Source organism: Bradyrhizobium sp. CCBAU 53340 (genome assembly GCF_015291645.1).
In the GTDB taxonomy this organism is placed as follows: Bacteria; Pseudomonadota; Alphaproteobacteria; order Rhizobiales; family Xanthobacteraceae; genus Bradyrhizobium.
Map to the genome: position 1 here is coordinate 7257528 of NZ_CP030055.1, position 21610 is coordinate 7279137.

Below are 21610 nucleotides of genomic sequence, written 5' to 3' on the forward strand. Positions count from 1 at the left end.
GCGATCCCCGGGATGTCAACGTTCCGGGGATCGTGCTCCCGATAGTTTCCATGCCCCGCTGGAATGCCGATGCGCGACACAATCACAAGGCTGCGTTACCGCTACTGGCCTGATCATCTGCTCGGCGAAATCCTGTCCAAGCGGTGGACCGAAACGGCCATCCCGGTCATCCTTCTCCTGATCGTCGGTTTCGCGTTCAGCCGCTCCATCGACAACTTCCTGTCGCCGGCGAGCCTTGCCGACACCGCGCGCCAGGCCGGAGAGATCGGTTTCATCGCGCTCGGGCTTGCGCTGGTCGTCATCGTCGGCGGCATCGATCTGTCGGTCGGCTCGATCTTTGCGCTGACGAATTTCTGCGCGCTCTATCTGCTTGACGTCGCAGGCTGGCCAGTCCCGGCCGTTGTGGTTGCTACGCTGCTGTGTGGCGCCCTGCTCGGTGCCGTCAACGGCATCCTGGTCGGATATCTGCGGCTGCGCGCCTTCATCACCACGCTGATCACGCTGATCATCTACCGCTCGGCCTACGATCTTCTGATCCAGCGCTATTCCAACGCGATCGCTTCGGCCTTCCCCGACATCCCTTCCTGGGACTTCATCGGCGCCGGCTCTGTCCTCGGCATACCCACCGTGGCGCTGGCCTATATCGTCATCGCGATCTTCGGCCACATCTTCATGACCCGGCTGCGCCCGGGCTGGCACATCACCGCGATCGGCGGCTCGCGACGCTCGGCCTACAATTCGGGCATTCCCGTTCGCCGCACCATTGCGCTCTGCTACGTCGCGAGCGGCGCGCTGACCAGCATCGGCGCGCTGTTCTTCGCCTCCCGCCTCGGCACCGTCGGTGGCGACATCGGCGTCGGGCTCGAAGTGATCGTGCTGACCGCGACCGTGCTCGGCGGCATCACGCTCGGCGGCGGCAAGGGCTCGGTCGCCAAATCTGCGGTGGGCGTGCTGATCGTGCTTCTGATCACCAATGGCCTGACGACCATGAACGCGCGCGGCGGTGTCAACCGCATGGCGCTGGCCGGCATCCTGCTCGTCGCCGCCATGATCGACATCCGCTGGCAGAAGAACCGGACCCGCATCATCAGCAAGGTCTATGTCGCCCCGACCTATCACGAATTGCCGCCACCGCCGCCGACCGAGATCGGGCAAGGCGGGCCATTCGAGCAGAACGACAAGCTGCGCGATGTCGAGGCGATCGGCCTTGGCCGCATCGAGGCGCCGGAGGACGTCATCCTCGACCGCCACGACAATCTCTATGCCGGCTCGCGCCATGGCGACATCATGCGTTTTCTCGCGCCCGACTATCAGAAGATGGAAGTGTTCGCTCATATCGGCGGCCAACCGCTCGGCATGGCCTTCGACCGCGAGGACAATCTTTACGTCTGCATCGGCGGCATGGGGCTCTACCGGATCAAGCCTGACGGCACCGTGGAAAAGGCCACCGACGAGACCAACCGCAGCCTGCGCTCGGTCAACGACGACAGCCGCCTGCGGCTCGCGGACGACCTCGACATCACCGACGACGGCCTGATCTTCTTCTCCGAAGCGACGGTCCGTTACGAGATGGACGAATGGCCGGTCGATGGACTGGAGGCGCGCGGCAATGGCCGCATCATCTCTTATGATACCAAGACCGGCACGACGCGGACCGAGCTGCGCGGCCTCAAATTCCCCAACGGCATCTGCGTCGCCAGCGACGGCCAGTCGATCCTGTTCGCCGAAACCTTTGGCTGCTCGATCAAGCGCTACTGGTTCGCTGGGCCGAAGAAAGGCGCGGTCGAGGTCGTCATGGACAATCTGCCTGGATACCCCGACAACATCAATCTCGCATCCGACGGCAATTACTGGCTGGCGCTGGTCGGCATGCGCAGCCCCTCGCTCGATCTCGCCTGGAAGATGCCGGGCTTCCGCCGCCGCATGGCCAAGCGCGTGCCGGTCGACGAATGGCTGTTCCCCAACATCAACACTGGCTGCGTGGTCAAGTTCAACGAGCAGGGCAAGATCGTCGAATCGTTCTGGGACCTGCACGGCGAGAATCATCCGATGATCACCTCGATGCGCGAGCATCGCGGTTACCTCTATCTGGGCGGCATCCTCAACAACAGGATCGGCCGCTACAAGCTCGATAATGCCGATCCGAACTTCGTCCAATATGACAAGCGATGGGGGAAGCTGTCGTGATCGCAGCCGTCAGGGACTTCGCCAACCGTCTTCTCGGGCGCGGCGACGCCACCATCACCGTGCCGTCCTTCGACGGCGCGCTGAAGCCGAACCAGAAGCTGGAAGCCGCTGAGACATTGCTGACGTGCGACTCGCCAGCGGATCTGGCGACTGACGGCAGCAAGCTCTTTATTGCAGACGGGCGAAGACTGTTGTCGCTGAACGGCGGCTCGCCCTTGGAATTGCGTAGCTTCGAGCAGCCGATCTCGGCGCTATGTGCCCTGCCCGGAGGCGGCCTCGCTGTCGCGCTCGGTGGGCGCGAGGTGCGCGTTTACGAAGGCCTCTTGGCCGAACAGCCAAGCGTACGCTTTGCCGATCCGGCGTTCAACGCGATCAATGCGCTCGCACTGGCGGATGACAACTCGCTGATTGCAACGGACGGCTCTGCGACCTGTGGCGTCGATGACTGGGCGCGTGACCTGCTGGAGCATAACCGGAGCGGCAGCGTGTACCGGCTCGATCCCGGCAACAAGAGCGTCACGCGATTGGCGCAAGGGCTCGGCTACGCCTTCGGCGCCTGCCCGCATGGCAACGGCGTGCTGGTGAGCGAGAGCTGGCGCCATCGCCTTGTTCTTGTCTCGCCCGGTGCATCGCCGAAGATCGTGCTCGCTCACCTGCCCGTCTATCCGTCGCGGCTGTCGAAGGCCTCGGGCGGGGGCTACTGGCTCACCGCATTCACCGCGCGGACCCAGCTGGTCGAGTTCGTGCTACGCGAGCCCGGCTATCGACGCCGCATGATGGCTGAGATCGCGCCTGAACACTGGGTTGCGCCGCGGCTGCGTTCCGGGCGTTCATTCAAGGAGCCGATGCAGGGCGCGCACATCAAGACCATGGGCGTCATCAAGCCGTGGGCGCCACCGCGCTCCTACGGCCTCGTCATCCGTCTTGACGCCGACGGCCAGCCGCTGTTTTCGCTGCACAGCCGGGTCGACGGCGTCAATCACGGCGTCGTCGCGGCCGTCGAGATGGGCAACGATCTCGTCCTGATCGCCAAAGGACCGGGCCGTGTCCTGAAGCTGCCGCTTGCCGGCCTTGCCGAGGAATTTCGGACATGAGCGACATCGCACTCTCGCTGCGCAAGGCCACAAAGCTCTATGCCGGCGTGCCCGCCATCGATGGGGTCGATTTCGACCTCCGCCGCGGCGAGATCCACGCACTGGTCGGCGAGAACGGTGCCGGCAAGTCGACCCTCACCAAGGTGATGGCGGGCGTGGTGACGCTGACCTCGGGGACCATGACGGTGGACGGCACCGATGTCGCGCCGAAGACGCCGCTGGAGGCGCGCAACCTCGGCATCGCCATGGTGTTCCAGGAAAACAGCCTGGTGCCGACCATGACGGTCGCGCAAAACCTGTTTCTCGGGCAGGAACAGTTCTACAACCGTCTGCGTGGCATCTACATCGCCGCGCAGCAATTCCTGCAATCGCTCAATTTCGACGTCACGCCGACCGCGACCGTCAGCGGCCTTGGCGCAGCCAAGAAGCAGATGGTCGAGATCGCGCGCGCGGTCCTGCACCGTGCCAAGGTCATCATCTTCGACGAGCCGACCGCATCGCTGACCCCGGAGGAGAAGAAATATTTTTTCGATCTCGTCCGCGATCTCAAGAAGCGCGGCGTCTCGATCGTCTTCATCTCGCATGCGCTGGAAGAAGCGTTGCTGCTCGCCGACCGCATCACGGTGCTGCGCGACGGCAAGCATGTCGTCACCGACGATGTCGCCAGGTTCGACCGCGCCGCGATCGTGCAGGCCATGGTCGGGCGCGATCTCTCCAACACGCTCTATGGCGCGCGGAAGAACACCGTGCGACCAGCCGGCGCGCGCGTGCTCACGGTGCAGAATTTGAAGATGGCGCCGATGGTGAAGAACAATTCGCTGTCGGTGTTTTCAGGCCAGATCACCGGCGTGTTTGGCCTTGTCGGCGCGGGCCGTACCGAGACGTTCAAGATCGTCGCCGGCGTGCTCAAGCGCGACTTCTTCCATGGCGGCGAGATCCTGCTGCACGACCAGCCGGTGCGCTACCGGGTGCCCGCGCCGGCGGTGAAGGCGGGCATCGCCTATGTCACCGAGGACCGCAAGGTCGAGGGTTTCTTTGAGACGGCTTCGATCGCGCGCAATATCTATCTCGGCCTGCTCTCGAAGTTTCCGCGGGGACGCATGATGCTGTCGCGGCGGGAGACTGATGCGGTCGGCAGAACCTGGATCGAGAGGCTGAAGGTTCGCGCCATCGGCGACCACGGCAAGGTCGTCGAACTCTCCGGCGGCAATCAGCAGAAGGTCGTGATCGCCAAGTCGCTGGTGCAGGAGCCCGACTTGATCATCTTCGACGAGCCGACCCGCGGCGTCGACGTCGGCGCCATCGTCGAGATCCACGAACTGATCAACCGGCTCGCCGACGAGGGCAAGGCGGTCGTCGTCGTCTCATCCTACCTGCCCGAGATCATGGCGCTGTCAGACCGCATCCTGGTCTCGCGCCAGGGCAAGGTCGTGGAAGAGTTCTCCGCGCTGGAGGCGACGGAGGAGAAGATCATGTACGCGGCTATTCACTAGGTCTTGAACGCATACGGCGTACCAGCGCGCTTCAGGCCGATGAACTGCCCGAACCTTGGGCAGAGGCAAAAGCCGCTATCTGATCTGCATCAAGTTGCGCCGCAAAAACCCGCTGCATGTTGAACTGGCCCCTTCCGCGCGACTAGCGGCCGGGTGCTCGTGTCGCAACATGTGGGCGCCGCCGCGCGGCGTTATGATGAAATGAACTTGACACCGGGTCGCATCATCGCCGCGATCGCGATCGTCCTCGCAGGCGGCGGCTATTACTACTGGCTACATCGCGATTCCAATCCACTGCCGGCGGGCTTCGCCCGTGGCAACGGCCGCATTGAGGCGGTCGAGATCGATATCGCCACCAAGACGCCCGGCCGGATCCGCGAGATCCAGGTCAACGAAGGGGATTTCGTCACCGCGGGCCAGGTGCTGGCACGCATGGACACCGAGCAGCTGCAGGCCCAGCGCCGACAGGCTGAAGCGCAGCTCCAGCGTGCCGCCATCAATGTCGAAACTGCGAAAAGCCTGGTGAACCAGCGTGAGGCCGAACGCAAGGCCGCCGAAGCCGTGGTCGACCAGCGTATCGCGCAACTCGACACCACCAGTCGCAAGCTCGATCGCTCCGAGCAATTGATCAAGACCAACGCGGTGTCGCAGCAGGTGCTGGACGACGACCGCTCCGCCAACGCCACGGCAAAGGCCGCGCTTGCCGCCGCCCAGGCCCAGGTCGCGGCCTCCGAGGCTGCGATCAGTTCGGCGCGCGCGATGGTGATCGATGCCGGCGCCGCCGTTGACGCCGCGAAGGCAGCGATCGAAAGCATCAATGCCGACCTCAATGACAGCGTGCTGAAGGCACCGCGCGATGGTCGCGTGCAATATCGCGTGTCGCAGCCGGGCGAAGTGCTCGCAGCCGGCGGCCGCGTGCTCAACATGGTTGATCTCGGCGACGTCTATATGACGTTCTTTCTGCCGACCGCAGATGCCGGCCGCGTCGCGATGGGCTCCGACGTCCGCCTCGTGCTCGACGCCATCCCACAATATGTGATCCCGGCCAAGGCCACCTTCGTCGCCGATGTCGCGCAATTCACGCCCAAGACTGTCGAGACCGAGGAGGAGCGGCAGAAGCTGATGTTCCGGATCAAGGCGCATATCGCGCCCGAGCTGCTGCGTCAGCACGTCGAGCATGTGAAGACCGGTCTACCGGGCATGGCTTACGTGCAGCTCGATCCGGCGGCCCCGTGGCCCGACAATCTCAAGATCAAGCTGACCCGATGAGCACAGCGATCGCAGCAGAAGCACCGGACGAGCCAGGAAGCGTGGTGCGTCTCGATGGCGTGGGCCTCAGCTACGGCAAGACCCGTGCACTGGACGCCATCACGCTCGACCTTCCGTCCGGCTGCATGATCGGGTTGATCGGCCCTGACGGCGTCGGCAAGTCCAGCCTGCTCGCGTTGATCGCCGGCGCGCGCGAGATCCAGCAGGGACGGGTCCACGTGCTCGGCGGCGACATGGCGAGTTCGCGCCATCGCCGCACCGTGTGTCCCGATATCGCCTATATGCCGCAGGGCCTCGGCAAGAACCTGTATCCGACGCTGTCGGTGTTCGAGAATGTCGACTTCTTCGGCCGCCTGTTCGGACACGACAAGGCTGAACGAGGCAGACGCATCGCAGGCCTTCTGCGCGACACCGGCCTCGCGCCCTTTGCCGACCGGCCCGCGGACAAGCTTTCCGGAGGCATGAAGCAGAAGGTCGGCCTTTGCTGCGCCTTGATCCACGACCCCGAACTGCTGATCCTGGACGAGCCGACGACCGGCGTCGATCCCTTGTCGCGGCGCCAGTTCTGGGAGCTGATCGCCTCGATCCGCAGCGGCCGGTCCGGCATGAGCGTGATCGTCTCGACCGCCTATATGGAGGAGGCGGCGCAGTTCGACTTTCTGATTGCAATGAACGCCGGCCGCGTGCTGGCGACCGGCACGCCCGCCGAGCTCAAGCGGCAGACCGGCGCCGATACGCTCGATGATGCTTTTATCCGTCTTCTGCCGGAGGCGGACCGCGGCAATCATACCGGCGTCGTCATCCCGCCGCGTAGCGCAGACCATGATGAGATCGCGATCGAAGCCGATCACCTGACTCGGCGGTTCAATGACTTCGTGGCCGTGGATGACGTCAGCTTCCGCATCAGGAAGGGCGAGATCTTCGGCTTCCTCGGCTCGAACGGATGCGGCAAGACCACGACCATGAAGATGCTGACCGGCCTCTTGCCGGTGAGCCAGGGCACCGCGCGGCTGTTCGGCAAGGCGATCGATGCCGGCGACATGTCGGTGCGACGGCGCATCGGCTACATGTCGCAGGGCTTCTCGCTCTATTCGGAGCTCACGGTCACCCAGAATCTCGATCTGCATGCGCGGTTGTTCGAGTTGCCGGCGGAGACCATCGGCGCGCGGGTCGACGAGATGATCGCCCGATTCGATCTTGCTGATGTGACCGACGCCCTGCCCGACGCGCTGCCGCTCGGCCTGCGGCAGCGGCTGTCGCTGGCCGTCGCCATGATCCATGCGCCCGACATCCTCATTCTCGACGAGCCGACCTCCGGCGTCGATCCCGTTGCGCGCGACCGCTTCTGGCAGATTCTTGTCGAGCTCTCGCGCAAGGACAATGTCACCATCTTCGTCTCGACCCATTTCATGAACGAGGCCGAGCGCTGCGACCGGGTCTCGCTGATGCATGCGGGCCGCGTTCTGATCTCGGACACGCCGGCCGCCATCATCGCAACGCGTAGCGCGGCGACGCTGGAACAGGCCTTCATCGCCTATCTCGAAGACGCCATCGGCGGCGACAAGAACGTCTCCGCGCAGAAGGCGATTGTGTTGCCCGCAGCTCAGTCCGAGCGTACGCGCAGCGCGGCCTTCAATCTCCGGCGCATGCTCGCCTATACGCGGCGCGAGGCGCTGGAGCTGCGACGCGATCCTATCCGCGCCACGCTTGCGATCCTCGGCAGCGTGTTGCTGCTGTTCGTGCTCGGTTACGGCATCAGCATGGACGTCGAGGATTTGACCTTCGCCGTGCTCGACCGGGACGATACCGCGATCAGCCGCGACTATAGCCTGCAGATCGCGGGCTCGCGCTACTTCACCGAGAAGGCTCCGATCAAGGATTATGCCGATCTCGACCGACGCATGCGCAAGGGCGAGATCGGCCTCGCGATCGAACTTCCGCCCGGCTTCGGCCGCAACGTCAGCCGTGGCCGGCATGTCGAGATCGGCGCCTGGGTCGACGGCGCCAATCCCACCCGCGCCGAGACGCTGCGCTCCTACGCGCAAGCCATCCACGCGACCTGGCTCGCGCAAAAGGGCCGCGAGCTCTATGGCGAGGCAGCGATCGCCGGATCGTATCAACTTGCGCTGCGCTACCGCTACAATCCGGACGTCCGGAGCGTCGTTGCCATGGCGCCCGGCATCATTCCGCTGCTCCTGATCATGATCCCGGCGGTCCTCGCCGCGCTCGCGGTGGTGCGCGAGAAAGAGCTCGGCTCGATCGTCAATTTCTACGTGACGCCGGTGACGCGGCTGGAATTCCTGCTCGGCACGCAACTGCCCTATGTCGTGCTGGCCTTCGCCAACTTCCTGCTGCTGGTCGGCTTCGCACTGACCGTCTTCAGCGTGCCCTTCACCGGCAGCTTCCTGACCTATGCGGTCGCCGCGCTGCTCTACGTCACGGCCACGACAGCGATGGGGCTCGTGATCTCGGCCTTCATGAACAGCCAGATCGCGGCGCTGTTCGGCACCGTCCTGATCACCTTGATCCCGGCGATCCAGTATTCCGGATTGATCGATCCCGTCTCTTCGTTGCAAGGAACGGGCAAGATGATCGGGCTCGTCTATCCGACCAGCTATTTCGTGACCATCTCGCGCGGCGCGTTCTCAAAGGGACTGGGATTCGCTACTCTTCATAACGACCTGCTGGCGCTTGCCGTCATGATCCCGGTGCTGCTCGCCACGGGCGCGCTGCTGCTGAAGAAACAGGCCCGCTGACCATGCGCCTCGGCAACCTCTTCCAGCTCGGAATCAAGGAACTGCGCGGACTGGCGCGCGACCCGACGCTGCTCGTCCTCATCGCCTATTCCTTTACGCTCTCGGTCTTTGAGGGCGCCAACACGCTGCCGGAGACGTTGAACCGCGCCGCGATCGCCATCGTCGACGAAGACCATTCGCCAGTCTCGAGCCGCATCGCGATGGCGTTCACCGAACCCTACTTCTGGACCCCCCGGCTGATCTCGCAATACGAGATGGACCGGCGGATGGATGCCGGTCTCGACACCTTCGCGCTCGACATCCCGCCGGACTTCCAGCGCGATCTCCTGGCGCGCAAGGCGCCGACGATCCAGCTCAATGTCGACGCAACGCGGATCTCGCAGGCCTTCAACGGCAGCGGCTATGTCGAACAGATCGTCAGCGCCGAGATCGCCGAATTCCTGGCGCGCACCCGCGAAGCGCAGACGCCTCCGATCGACCTCGCGCTGCGCGCGCGCTTCAACCCGGAGCTGAAGAGGTCCTGGTTCGGTGCGGTCGATCACCTCATCATGTCGATCACCATGCTCTCGATCATCCTGACCGGCGCGGCCCTGATCCGCGAGCGGGAGCATGGCACGATCGAGCACCTGCTGGTGATGCCGGTCACGCCATTGGAGATCATGGTGAGCAAGGTCTGGTCGATGGGGGCCGTGGTGCTGGCTGCCTCCGCTCTGTCGATCGCCTTTGTGGTCAAGGGATGGCTGGCGGTGACCATCGACGGCTCGGTGGCGCTGTTCCTGCTCGGCGCGGCATTGCAACTCTTCGCCACCACCAGCATGGGCATTTTTCTCGCGACAGTCGCTGGATCGATGCCGCAGTTCGGGTTGCTGCTGATCATGATCCTGCTGCCATTGCAGACGCTCTCGGGCAGCATGACGCCGCGGGAAAGCATGCCGCAATTCGTCCAGGACATCATGCTGGCCGCACCGAACACGCATTTCGTGGTGCTCGCCCAGGCCATCCTGTTCCGCGGCGCGGGCCTCGAGGCCGTCTGGCCGCAGCTTCTCGCGCTGACGCTGATCGGCGTCGTCTTTTTCCTGATTGCGCTGCGGCGTTTCCGCGCCTTTCTCGCCTAGCCCGGTGGCGACGGTTCAGAGCTTGTGGCCCTTCTGGCGCAGCGTCTCGATCAGACGCTGCTTCAATTGGTCGGCGGCCTTCTGGCTGACATCCTGACCGATCTGCGCACTCGCCTGCGCCAGCCCATCCGACTGTGCCAGAAACTTCTGTCCGGCCGGCTGGGCGTAGAACGCCTCGATCTGGCGCAGCTCGTCCAGGGTGAAGCTTGCGGCATAGACCGCGGCGATCTGGTCGACCATGGCGGTGAAGAACGGCGCGTAGATCTCGGCGCCAGGCGCCGTCATCGCGTCGTAGTCGCGTTCGATCTCCGGCCTGTCCTGCGCCACCACCGGGCGCAGCTTGAGCAGGAGCTGCGGCAGCAGCGCGCGATATTGATCTGCAATCTTCAGCGTGACCACGAGCTTGCGCGCCGCGGTCATCGCCTCTGGCGAGGGCGCCTGCGCGGAGGCGCCGCCCACGAAGAACAGGAGAATGCCGGCGATCGTCAACAGGCGTCTGGACATGGACCTCTCCGTTCACCGGCTCGCGGACGTCGCGGCGGCAGTTGCGGCCGGCGCGCTCTCGCCGGCATCCTCCGGCTCCTCGACCTCAGACACTCTCACGAACAGGGTCGGCACCCGCTCGGCGCGATCGAGCAGCCAGGCGGCGCCGATCATGATGACGATGCCGACGGCAGAGACCGCGAGCTGCTCCCAGACGCCCTTGGTGTATTGCGTCAGTATCCAGTGCGCGGAGAACGACAGGAAGACGCCGAGGCAGAAGATCGGCAACGAGTGCTGGCCGCAGAGAATGACGGGACGCAACCACACCGTATGCAGCGCCCGCCATTTGCGCGAGACGAAATGCGTCACCCAGATCGCCAGCGCCAGGAAATGGGTGAAACGCAGCATGTCGAGGTCGGTCTTGTCGATCGGGTAGATCGCCTTGATCATCCATTTCGGGATCAGGGCCTCCAGCGCATGGATGTGCCAGGTCATCACGATCAGGAAGGCGAAGACGATCCAGGCCGCGGCCAGCGCCATCGCAGCCCTCGACCACACCCATTTGCGGATCTTGTCGATCTCGCCGATGCCGCACCAGGCGGCGAACACAAACATCAGCTGCCAGCAGAACGGATTGAAGTACCAGGTCGTGCCGGGCGGATAGGACGCGACGTTCCAGTCGAACCAGCGCGCCAGCACGTAGAGCACGACGGATGCCGCGAGCGTCAGGTTCGGCCGGCGCACCAGGCACCAGACCATGAAGGGCGCGGCGAACACCAGCGCGATGTAGAGCGGCAGCACGTCGAGATTGACCGGCTTGTATTTGAGCACGATCGCCTGCCCGATCAATTCGTCCGGATGCGCCAGGAAATTGAAGACGTTGAACTCGTGCTCGTACATCGGATTGTCGAAGCGGCGTGCGGTGCGGGCGATCTGCGCCGTGAACAAGAGGAACAGCATGATGTGGGCGACATACATCTCCGCCGCCCGCCGCCACAGCCGCTTCAGCGCGGCGAGAAACCAGCCGCCGGCGACGACGGGGCCGTAGATCCAGCCGACCAGATAGCCGGAGATGAAGACGAAGAACTCGGCGGCATCGCTGAAGCCGTAATTGCGCAGCGTCAGCCAGGTCACGACGTCGTGCGGGATGTGATCGAGGAAGATCATCCACAGGCCGATGCCGCGGAAGAGGTCGAGCCTGAGGTCGCGCTCGACCGGCGCCAAGAGTGCTGCCTCGTCCCGTGCAGCCTGGTCCCGTATGATCATGGCCCCGCCTCGTCGGGTGGGCGTCGCGCCATCGCGGCGCCGATGCAATCGAATGCTAGAAAATAACGATCAAAAGGTCACCTAACCCTTGCGGCTAGGCGGCCGACGGTAGCCGACCTTGCCGCCCGCGCAAGGGATCTTGTCGTCGCAGCGCGCCCCTTTGCACCAACGCGGCGAAAACAACCCCATGCACAGTAGCTAAGCCTTTGTATCAAAGGCGAAATTCACCCCACCCGACGGGCAAGAGGCTAAACCACCGCAATCAACCCTCAGCTCGGCTGATCGGGCGCCGCGAGCATGCCGCTCAGCATCGTCTCGGCCTTCTGCAGCAGCGGCCGGGCGCCGCTTTCGGACGCGATCGCGATCGCGGCGCGCAACGCGGCAAGGATGATGGTGCGGTTCTCCTCGCCCGATGGCGGCGTCACCATGGCCTCCCCGAACAGCGTCTCGGCCTCGAGGCCGGAGAACCCCTGCTGGCGCGCGGTATTGCGCGCCTCGCGCAGCATGTTCTGGGCCCCCCCGGCATCGCCGAGCTGGTTGGCCGCCAGCGCCAGGTAGATCGATGAGCGCAGCACCGCCGAGGTATAGCCGACCGCCCTCGCCTCCTCGCGCGCTTCAGTCAGCATGCGGCGGGCCCGGTCGAACAGCCGCTGCTCGAGATAGGCGATGCCGAGATGACAGGCGAGCACCGGCACGAACAGCCGGATGCCGTGCTTCTGCGCCAACACGAACCCCTCTTCGAGGATCGCGGCGGCCGCCACCGGTTCGCCCCGGCCAAGCTTCAGCCAGCCGCCGCTATAGGCGGCGGCAACGCGGTCATAGGGGCGACCGGTCTCGTCCGCGATCGCGGCCGCCTCGCGCTGGAGCTGCTCGGCGGCATCGAACTCGCCCATGACGGTGTGGGTGAAGCTCTTCATCATGCAGCAAAGCACGAGCAAAGATTGCGGGGTCGTCCCAATCGGCGCACTCGCTGCCGGACCGGCGAGATGAGCTCGAGCCGTGGCCAGCATCTCCTTGGCGCGATGGTAGCGGCCGGCCAGAAAATAGGCCTGCCCGAGACCGTATTGCGCCAGATTGCGCCAACCGGGATTGCCCGAGCTTTCCGCCAGCGCAACGACCTCCTCACCGATCGCAACTGCTTCGGCCGGGGCACCATAGAAATTCTGAGCTCCCGCCCTTACGGTCATGGCGGCGACCTTGCGTCCGATATCGTCGATCGCACCAGCCCGCCGTTCGGCCTCTTTTCCAAGGTCCAGCCAATCGGCAACCTGACCGGACGCGATGAACGTCGCCCGTGCCTCCATCCGCAGATCGATGGCGTCGATCTCGCGCAAGCGCGTCGCCGGCGTCTTGTCGAGCGAGCTCATCGCGGTCTCGAAATAGTTGGCAGCGTTCGCGAAAGCCGAGCGGCCAAGGCATTTTCGTCCTGCGTTCCTGCCGTGGACAAACGCCTTGTACCAATCCCTGGCGCGCACCGCGTGGTAGCAGAGCGTGTCGGGCTGATCGGCACAGCTTTCATCGCTCTCCAGAGCCGCAAGAATGCGCATGTGAATGTCGTCGCGCACCTTCTCGACCATCGATTCGTAGGTCACCTGGCGAACCATTTCGTGTCGAAACTCGAGCGCCTCCTCCAACTCACTGTCGATACTGACCAGCAATTCAGCGCGATCGAGCGATGCGAGGCAGTCCTGCAGGACTTCCTCGGGCAGATTCACGATCTTCCGCAGCGTGGCGACGTCGAGCCGCGGTCCGAGCGCCGCCGCGATCTGCAGGATGGAACGCTCCTGCCTCGACACGCGATCAAGACGCGCCGCGATCACACCCTGAATACTGCTGGGAATACCTAGCTCGTCAATCGGACGCACCAGCGCGAGATCGCCCCATTGGCCTCGGAGCGTACCGCTATCCTTCAATCCGCGGCAGACCTCCTCGATAAACAGAGGCACATTGGCGGTATGGGAAATAATACGATTTTTCAGATCGGAATTCGCCTCGGACGAGCCGAGCATGTCGGCAAGCATGGCCAATCCCGAGTCGTCGTCGAGCGGCTGGATAGCGACAATCTCGGCATGGCAGCGCGTGATCCAGACGGGCATGCCGTTGGGCCGGGAGGTGAAGAGCACGAGAAGGCCTGACGCCTGAAGCGAAGCGATGGCAGCCACGACGCCATCGCTCGCCCGATCGATCCAGTGCAGATCCTCGAGCAGGACCAATGTTCGCTGGCGATGGGCCAAACCCGTGACGATGGCACAGCTTGCATCGGAAATCGCGCGCCCCCGCGCGTGCGGCTCCAGCTCCCTCCATTGCGGATTCGAGATCGGCAGATCCAGCACCGCATCGAGCGCACATTGCTGGATCTCCGGGAGATCCTTCCTGGGATCTGCCGCGCTTCCGGTGTCCCTCGCAGTCGCCTCCAAAGCGGCGGACAACAGCCGCTTGAGCGTGCTGAATGGAGCCCCCTGAAGATTCGGGCTGCATTCGGCGTCGATCAGCCGCCAGCCGTTGACCTTCTGTCCCTGAGCAAATTCATGAGCAAGCCGCGATTTGCCGATACCGGCATCGCCGAGCAGCAGAACCGTCTGCCGGCTCGCCCCGGCCCCCTCCGCCACGCGTGCCAGAAGCGCCCGCTCAGTCGTGCGGTCGACGAACCTGGAAACGCTGCGGGCTCGTCGCACCCGCCAGCTCGACAGATCGCTTGCGCCCACGATCCGGTACACCGGCACAGGCTGGGTGAAGCCTCGCAGCAGCTTGCCGCCCAGAAATTCAAAACGGACGTGACCGTCGGCAAGCGCCTGGCAGGCTTCCGACACGTAGATCTGATTCGCCTCGGCCGCCGCCTCCAGCCGTGCCGCCAGATGCTGGGCTGGGCCACCCATCTCGTAGACTTTGGAGAACTCGTTCGCGACCATGTAGGCGACAACATTGCCGGAGTGGACGCCGACGCGCACCTGAAGCCCTGCATCGCCAAGACCTGCAACACGCCGGACCAATTCGATCGCCGCATGACATGCCAGAGGAGCGTGATTGTCGTCCGCAATCGGGGCGCCGAAAACAGCGGCAAGTCCGTCACCGAGCTCCTTGCTGACGATGCCTCCGAACTGACGCACCGCACCTCTCATGGCGGCCAGAGCCGGCTCCAGGCGCGAGATCGCCGCCTCCGGGTCCAGCTCGGCAATGAGCCCCGTCGAATCGACGACGTCTGCCCGAAGAATCGTCACGAACCGGCGCTCGCTATCCGGCTCCGAACGCCGCACGGGCGCCCCGCATTTGGAGCACCGGCTATCGCTTGGGTCGATCGTCGACTGACATGCGACGCAACGCATTTCCATGCCTTCAGAGGTCTCCGCACTGGTCTTCGTCGACCGATGCTTGTTGCAAGATTACCTATCGGAGGACTCATGGCAATCGAACTTGCACGCAAGATCGCAACATCACCAAAGCGGGCTGTCTGGACGAAGCACGGTTGTGAATGATAGCGTTTGCGCGCGCGAATGTGGGGCCGCGCGTTCTAGGGGGTGCCGAGGCTTTCGTTCCAGCCAACGGGCTTTGCTGGGCTGCACGTTGCCCTGATTGGTGAGATCATAGCTAAGGACCAGGCAATGGGCGGAAGAACATATAACGGCAAGTCATTTCGAGACTTGATGAACAGTAATTACTACCCTTTGGCAAATATGAAGAAGAGCGTAGCCAAGCTCAAGGCGTCGGGCGACATCGATCTGCCGACCCTGGAATACGGTCAGTACCACCTGATCCTCACTCCACCGTCGAAATGGCCGGAGAGCAGCGCCAAGTACTGGCACAAGGAGAAGGGCCGGGCCCGCGTCGATCTCAGCACACAAGCTAATACGGTCCCCCTGTCCAGGGACGAGCCCGGGGTCATTCCCTTGACACGGTGCGACCTGCTCGATGCCTGCGTCCGGAAGTGCTTCAACTCCGAGCCACCGATTCCGATGAAGACCAACATCATCGCCCACGAGGCAAGCGATGCCCTCGCCCACCGGCACGAAATCCGGCTGGAGTGGGAGTACAAGAAGGGCTCGGACAAGCCGACACTGCTCAACCTGACCATGGTCTGCCCGCACAGGCCGGAGAAGGGCTGATCCCCGGGGTTGGATCGCAACACCATGATTTGATCTGAATGGCGCGGGCCGGCAATTTGCCGGTTCGCGCTTTTTCTTGCATGGATGGAAGCGCCGCAAACCGATCCGTCTCCGTGCCAACTTCCGTCATGGGCCTGTCGCAGGAAGATGGTCCGCTTCGTCTCATCGCGTTGCGAGCCGCCTGGCGGCCGCCAACTCATGAGGAGGAGCGGCCGATGCCGGTTGGATTGCTGCAGGTCGAAGGCACCATCGAGGTCAGCCAGTTCTGGCCGGAGGGCCGGTCGGACGCCGACACCACCAAGGTCGTCGTGAACGTCGCCGCTGACGCGATCCGCTTTCGCAAGAACGAATTATCGCCGTTCGAGCCGACCCACGTCTTCGACAACGCCAAGGTGATGGGGCGGACCAACACGGCGCCGATCAAGAACGGCAAGCTCACCATTCGCCTCCAGGGCATCGATGCCCCCGAGCTGCACTACCAGCCCTCACCGCTCTCGCCCGCCGAGAAGAAAGGGCTGACGGACGCCAAACGGCAGGCCTATCACGAAGTCACGCATTCCTACCGGCAATTCCTCGGCGCGACCTCGACCAAGGCGCTGCATGATTTTCTCAGCCGCCCCGGCGAGGCGACGCTCGCCTGTCGGGTGTTCACCCATGTCGATACCCCGAACGAGGTGTTCGACACCTATGGACGGCTGGTCGGCGATATCGAGGTCACGGTCGGAGGCAAGACGGTCGACATCAACCACTGGCTGGTCGAGCGGGGCTTTGCCTATCCGACCTTCTACTCCTCGATGAACGACGACGAGATCAAGACCATCATGGCGCTGAGCAAGACCGCGCGCACGAAGAAGCTGCCGGTCTGGAAGAACCTCGCCAAAACGATTCCCCCTTTCGACTTCGACCTTCGCGAGCCCAAGGCAAACGAGACCGACGTGCTCGCCACCGACAAAGGCCCGGTGATCCTGCCAAAGCTCTTCCGCCGCTTCACCAACTGGTCGGCGCGGAAGAAGGCCAAGGTGACGAGCCAGAACTTCCAGACGTTCTTGTCGGAGGGATCAGGCGGCAAGCCCGATACCTGTTACGAGATCGACGACTTCCTGACGAACGGCGTGCACTCGGCCAGCCCACGGAATTTTGCCGAGTTCGTCGAGAGCGGCAAGACGATCAAGTTTCAGCCTGATGGGCTGGTGTTCGGGGAAGCGCCGTCGACGCTGGTGGGAGCGGATGGGAAGGTGATTACGGGGTTTTGAGGAGGGTGAAATCTCTGAATAAAATAGCCTGCTTTAGCGCTGGCCGTTCTCTAATTTCATGGCAATGCATTCAAGTTGTCGCCGAGGCGCCCCATTGGTGCACTGCAACGCCCCATTGATGCACTGTAACCAAGTCTCGCCAAGATATCCAATTGGCGACCAATTCGCGAGCGCCCGGCCGTCTTTGCGGCACCCAGGCTAAACTCATTTTGGTTAGAAATAGGTATTGTCACAAACGAGAGTAGCGTGTTTGCTCGGCACACTAGGGAGTTGAACAAACCGAGGAGCACGCGATGGGTGAGCGCTTCCGTAAGTTTGCAGAACGCTACAAGCGAGCGCGCGTGATTACTGATGCAGTAGGAATTGCACCTCCGTTCGAGGAGAGAGAGGCAGCCTTTCGAGAATATTACAGCGGTAGTCAGCAACGACTCCGAGCGGCTGAAAAAACATTCCGAAATCTTGTGCAGCTACTTCTATCCGATATCGGCATCGAAGAGCCGAAGGTTGATTCACGCCTATCCGCGGCAGAGAAATGCCTTTCTGGATTGGATGGCCAACAGCGGAGAAAGTGAGGATATCCACGCTGCAGAGTAGCCCGGATATACAGAAGAACTAATGCCCAACAGTCCGCTTGAAGACGCAGTCAGTGCCACGAAGGGGAGAGTGATGAGACATGAGCCCCGCCGTGGAGCGCTTTCCTTAGCCGCGGCTGTACGAGGCCGGCCGGGCAAAGCGGCGAGATGGGCGGCCCGGACCATCGCGTCACAGAAATCGTTGAAGAGCTTACCGAGAAAGACATTATTACGGTGCACTTAATCAAGACGGATGTTTCGCGCATTGTTACTTGAGTTCTGTTTTCTGGCCACCACGCCGACGGTGCAGGTCCAGAGCACCGTTCTCTGCGCCGAGCTGCTAAGGCTGCAGGACGTGCCCCTCCGCGCGCGTGACTGAGCCTCCCAGCAGACAACCTACAGGCCTTTCGTCAGCGAAGCCGAGGCGCACCTGGATCTCGGACAACGCACCCATTGCGCGGCCCTGCATGATGGTGATCCGCTTACTGTTGCGCTCGATAAGCTCGTTCTTGAGCAGCCCGAACGCCAGCGCCGCGGCGGCAATACCGGTAGCCGCATCTTCCGGATAGCCCGACGATTTCGGGAACTGCCGCGCTTCGAAACGCCGTTCGCCCTGATGGTCGATGGCGTAAGGATAGAGGCCGGTCGACCCGATCCTGCCGCAGCACGCCTCGATCGGTGACGGATCCGGCACCAGCGCATTGAGCTCGCGGACAGCTTTCATCGGAATGAGCGTCTTCACGCGCGAAGTGATGGCGTTCTGAATCGGCAAGTCGAGCAGATCGCGGCGCGATAGCTTGAGCGTCGCCAGGACGTCCTCTTCAGCAGCGCGAGAGAGATCGACGACCTTGCCGACAGGCTGGCTGATCTCGACGGACGGGTCACCCGAGCCCGCACGATCGACATAGCCCGTCACCGATCCACTGCGCGTCTCGATGCGGACCTGTTCAGCGGCCAGGCGCCCCTTGGTCGCGAGAACCCAAAGCGCGCCGATGGTCGCATGACCGCACATCTCCATCTCGTGTCGCGGAACCCAGAACCGAAAGACGTAGTCGGTGTCGGGTCCTGGTGACGGCAGAACGAAGCCCGACTCATGCCCGAATTGCTGAGCCACCGCCCGCATCTCCTCAGCGCGAAGGTTCGATGCATCGATGACAACTGGACAGGGGTTGCCGCCCCGCCCCATGTGAGTGAACACATTGACAAGCTCGACCTCGGTCATCGGATAGCTCACTTCATGGAGGGCAGACAGTGAAGGCGCGACAGAGATTACGGTGACTACAGTCAATTGTCACTGAGGCTGGTCACGCTAGGCACTGTCACAGTAACTCGAGGCCATCGCAACTAACGATGATCTTCGCGAGTTCGCAATCCCAAAACAAAATGGCCCGCTTTGCTGCGGGCCATTTCCGTGTCGGGCCATTTCCGTGTCGGGACCAGTCGGTCCGAATTCAGTTGCGGATAGGATTTGAACCTATGACCTTCAGCTCTTGACCCCGGCGAGCTACTGGGCTGCTCCAGCGACAAGCCTTTACGTCTCCACCCCACCGTCTCGCTCGGCGATCCACAGCGTAAAGGACGTCTGCGCGTCGCCAACTTCGACAACGCGCGTTCCGTGCATGAGGACGCCGAGACCGTGCTCTTCATCCCACGTGCACCCAAATTCATACCCGACGTATGAAATGCCGTCCTTCAGCATCTGGAGCGCATGCACATTGTGAAGCCCGATCAATTGGCGAAAGTCCTCGCTCGACGATACGTCGGGCATCAACGCTTCGCGGTCCGCCCCCTCATAACCATAGAGTCGTTGAAGCCTGGGATACTCAGCCAGAAGACCCTCCAGAACGGCTGATGCCAGCTCGGCTTCATGATCGAGCAACCACTGGACGCTGGTACGGTCTTGCTCGGTCGGTGGGGATTCGTCGCGGTCAGGCGCGTAAATTGTCACCACGCCGTCGGACGGACTATCTGAACTGATCGAGCCATAGGGGCCATTGCGCGTTTGATAGCCCGCCCAACTGAGGAGTTGCGCTTTTGCCGTCCAGAAAGATCCGTCCCGCTGAAAATCGAGCATATTCTATTCCTACCCCAACCGTCGGCATTTCAGGCTCATACAGCATCGCCACGACTTCAGGTAGCTAAATTGGCCGACCGCGACCCGCGCAGCACCACGCTTGGTTGCTACCCCTCCAAAATCGCGACCGCTCTTGTCCATCCCGCCGAGGCGCGCTCGATCTTCACGGGGAAGCATGACACCTTGAAGCCTGATGGCGGCAGCAGCTCGAGATTGTGCAGCTTCTCGAGATGGCAATAGCCGATATGGCGGCCGGCCTTGTGGCCTTCCCAGATCAGGCTGGCGTCCTTCGTCTCGGCGTATTTCTTCGCGGTGTGGACGAACGGCGCGTCCCAGCTCCAGCCGTCGATGCCGGTCAGGCGCACACCGCGCTCGAGCAGGTACATGGTTGCTTCATAGCCCATACCGCAGCCCGAGGTGACGTAGTCCTGCCGGCCATATTTGGCGCCGGCGCTGGTGTTCACCACGACGATCTCGAGCGGCTTCAGCTCATGGCCGATGCGCTTGAGCTCGGCCTCGACGTCTTTGGCCGTCGCGACATAGCCGTCCGGCAAATGCCGGAAGTCGAGCTTCACGCCGGGCTGGAAGCACCATTCCAGCGGCACCTCGTCGATGGTCCAGGACCGCTCGCCGCGATTCATGGTCGGGTGAAAATGCCAGGGTGCGTCGAGATGCGTGCCGTTATGGGTGGAGAGGCTGACCTGCTCCACCGCCCAGCCCTGGCCATCAGGCAGATCCTCGGCCTTCAGCCCGTCGAAGAACTGCAGCATGCGCGGCAGGCCCTGCTGGTGATTGATGTACTGGATCGTCGGATGATTGCCGGGCGGATCGGCCGGCACGTCGTTTTGCAGCGGGACGGAGATGTCGATCAGCTTGCTCGTCATGGCGCTTCCTCGTTGATTGTTCTCGTTGGCGGCCGTCAGGCTTCAGGCGTCTTGCCGCTCGACGCGGTTCTTCAAGGTACCGATCTTCTCGACCTCGAGCTCGATCGTATCGCTATGCTCGAGAAACCAGCCGAGCTCGAGGCCGCAACCATTGCCGACCGTGCCCGAGCCGATGAATTCGCCGGGCATCAGCGTCTCGTCCTGGGTGACGTGAGCGATGATCTCCTCGAAGGAGAACAGCATGCCCTCGCTCACGCCTTTCGAGCGGGTCTCGCCGTTGACCCGCGCTTCCATCTTCAGACGATAGGGATCGCCGATCTCGTCCGGCGTCACGATCCAGGGGCCCATCACGTTGCCGCCGTCAAAACTCTTGCCCTTGGCCGGGCCGAGCCGTCCCTCCATCTCGATGCGCTGTGCGTCGCGCGCGGAGAAATCGTTGAAGATGGTGTAGCCGAAGATGTGATCCCCGGCCTTCGCGGCCGAGATGTTGGCGCCCTTGTTCCTGGTGATGATCCCGAATTCGAGCTCGTAATCCATGACCTTGCTGTAGCGCGGCCATTTCACCGTGGTGTTGGTGCCGCGGACGCTGAAGCGGTTGGTGATGTAGAAGATCGGCTGCTTGCGATAGACCTCGGGCAATTCGCCGAGCGGCTCGGCGTCGATGCGCGCCAATTCCGCCATGTCGCCCCTGGCGCGCGCGGCGAGCTTCCGCTGCCCGCGCGGCGCCTGCAGAATGTGCAGCGGAAACGACATGCCGTCGCGCATTTGCCGGGGCTCCGGTACCGGCGCGAGGATGTCGACGGCGCCGACCGCCACCGACAGCGTTGCGTCCTGGCCGTGCTTGTCGAGCAAGGCCGCCGCCCGGTCGAGCGCGCGCGGCCCGGCGTCGATCAGCGCCAGCATCGAGCCGAAGGCTGGATCGGCTCCGCCATCCCGCGCGGCGGCGGCAGCGAGATCAAAGACCTGGCTATCATTGGTGTGGACGGCGCCGATCTTCTCCTGACCGGCTGATCTGAATGTTGCGAGCTTCACCTTGGGCACCCCTTGCTCTCGTTTCAAATATA

Annotated in this window: 16 protein-coding genes; 9 read left to right on the forward strand and 7 right to left on the reverse strand. The window is 63.2% G+C overall.

The features are described 5' to 3' along the window. Nucleotides 1-63: 63 nt before the first annotated feature. From XH89_RS34445 to XH89_RS34470, 6 genes are all read left to right on the forward strand, one after another. A complete protein-coding gene (locus XH89_RS34445; RefSeq protein WP_194464720.1) occupies nt 64-2187 on the forward strand; it encodes an SMP-30/gluconolactonase/LRE family protein in 2124 nt (707 codons plus the stop codon). After that, entirely contained in the window at nt 2184-3281 is a 1098-nt protein-coding gene (locus XH89_RS34450; protein WP_194464721.1) for a hypothetical protein, read from the forward strand. The genes XH89_RS34445 and XH89_RS34450 overlap by 4 nt, the downstream gene beginning before the upstream one ends. Then, entirely contained in the window at nt 3278-4774 is a 1497-nt protein-coding gene (locus XH89_RS34455; RefSeq protein WP_194464722.1) for a sugar ABC transporter ATP-binding protein, read from the forward strand. The genes XH89_RS34450 and XH89_RS34455 overlap by 4 nt, the downstream gene beginning before the upstream one ends. 201 nt (nt 4775-4975) lie before the next feature. Next, on the forward strand, nt 4976-6043 hold the full coding sequence (locus XH89_RS34460) for an HlyD family secretion protein (RefSeq protein ID WP_194464723.1): 1068 nt from the start codon (nt 4976-4978) through the stop codon (nt 6041-6043). Further along, nucleotides 6040-8799: a ribosome-associated ATPase/putative transporter RbbA gene (rbbA, locus tag XH89_RS34465; protein WP_194464724.1), complete on the forward strand. Its 2760-nt coding sequence runs from the start codon at nt 6040-6042 to the stop codon at nt 8797-8799. Before XH89_RS34460 ends, rbbA begins: the two co-directional genes overlap by 4 nt. Before the next feature lie 2 nt (nt 8800-8801). After that, on the forward strand, nt 8802-9914 hold the full coding sequence (locus XH89_RS34470) for an ABC transporter permease (RefSeq protein WP_194464725.1): 1113 nt from the start codon (nt 8802-8804) through the stop codon (nt 9912-9914). 15 nt (nt 9915-9929) lie between these two features. Here the strand turns inward: XH89_RS34470 and XH89_RS34475 are convergent, their stop codons facing one another. The 3 genes from XH89_RS34475 to XH89_RS34485 all read right to left on the reverse strand — a co-directional run bounded on the left by XH89_RS34475 (nt 9930) and on the right by XH89_RS34485 (nt 14986). Further along, the gene (locus tag XH89_RS34475) at nt 9930-10418 is read right to left on the reverse strand and encodes a DUF2059 domain-containing protein (protein ID WP_194464726.1); all 489 of its coding nucleotides are present in this window, start codon (nt 10416-10418) and stop codon (nt 9930-9932) included. A 12-nt stretch (nt 10419-10430) separates the two neighbouring features. After that, complete coding sequence (locus XH89_RS34480; RefSeq protein ID WP_194464727.1) at nt 10431-11663, reverse strand: OpgC domain-containing protein; 1233 nt, start codon at nt 11661-11663, stop codon at nt 10431-10433. Between the two features lie 269 nt (nt 11664-11932). Beyond that, nucleotides 11933-14986 carry an adenylate/guanylate cyclase domain-containing protein gene (locus XH89_RS34485; protein ID WP_194468716.1) on the reverse strand — a complete coding sequence of 1018 codons (3054 nt, stop codon included), beginning with the start codon at nt 14984-14986 and terminating at the stop codon, nt 11933-11935. Between the two features lie 276 nt (nt 14987-15262). On the opposite strand from XH89_RS34485, the gene XH89_RS34490 reads away from it, so the two are divergent. The 3 genes from XH89_RS34490 to XH89_RS34500 all read left to right on the forward strand — a co-directional run bounded on the left by XH89_RS34490 (nt 15263) and on the right by XH89_RS34500 (nt 17588). After that, nucleotides 15263-15763, forward strand: a complete 501-nt coding sequence (locus XH89_RS34490; protein WP_194464728.1) for a hypothetical protein — start codon at nt 15263-15265, stop codon at nt 15761-15763. 215 nt (nt 15764-15978) lie between these two features. Next, complete coding sequence (locus XH89_RS34495; RefSeq protein WP_194464729.1) at nt 15979-17016, forward strand: thermonuclease family protein; 1038 nt, start codon at nt 15979-15981, stop codon at nt 17014-17016. A gap of 293 nt (nt 17017-17309) precedes the next feature. After that, nucleotides 17310-17588: a hypothetical protein gene (locus XH89_RS34500; RefSeq protein WP_194464730.1), complete on the forward strand. Its 279-nt coding sequence runs from the start codon at nt 17310-17312 to the stop codon at nt 17586-17588. Nucleotides 17589-17928: 340 nt separating this feature from the next. Here the strand turns inward: XH89_RS34500 and XH89_RS34505 are convergent, their stop codons facing one another. The 4 genes from XH89_RS34505 to XH89_RS34520 form a co-directional block, all read right to left on the reverse strand. Next, on the reverse strand, nt 17929-18810 hold the full coding sequence (locus XH89_RS34505) for a PhzF family phenazine biosynthesis protein (protein WP_194464731.1): 882 nt from the start codon (nt 18808-18810) through the stop codon (nt 17929-17931). A gap of 309 nt (nt 18811-19119) precedes the next feature. Next, on the reverse strand, nt 19120-19662 hold the full coding sequence (locus tag XH89_RS34510; RefSeq protein ID WP_194464732.1) for a hypothetical protein: 543 nt from the start codon (nt 19660-19662) through the stop codon (nt 19120-19122). A gap of 107 nt (nt 19663-19769) precedes the next feature. Next, nucleotides 19770-20546, reverse strand: coding sequence for a cyclase family protein (locus XH89_RS34515; protein ID WP_194464733.1), 777 nt, complete (start codon nt 20544-20546; stop codon nt 19770-19772). Between the two features lie 42 nt (nt 20547-20588). Further along, the gene (locus XH89_RS34520) at nt 20589-21578 is read right to left on the reverse strand and encodes a fumarylacetoacetate hydrolase family protein (RefSeq protein ID WP_194468717.1); all 990 of its coding nucleotides are present in this window, start codon (nt 21576-21578) and stop codon (nt 20589-20591) included. Between the last annotated feature and the right edge of the window lie 32 nt (nt 21579-21610).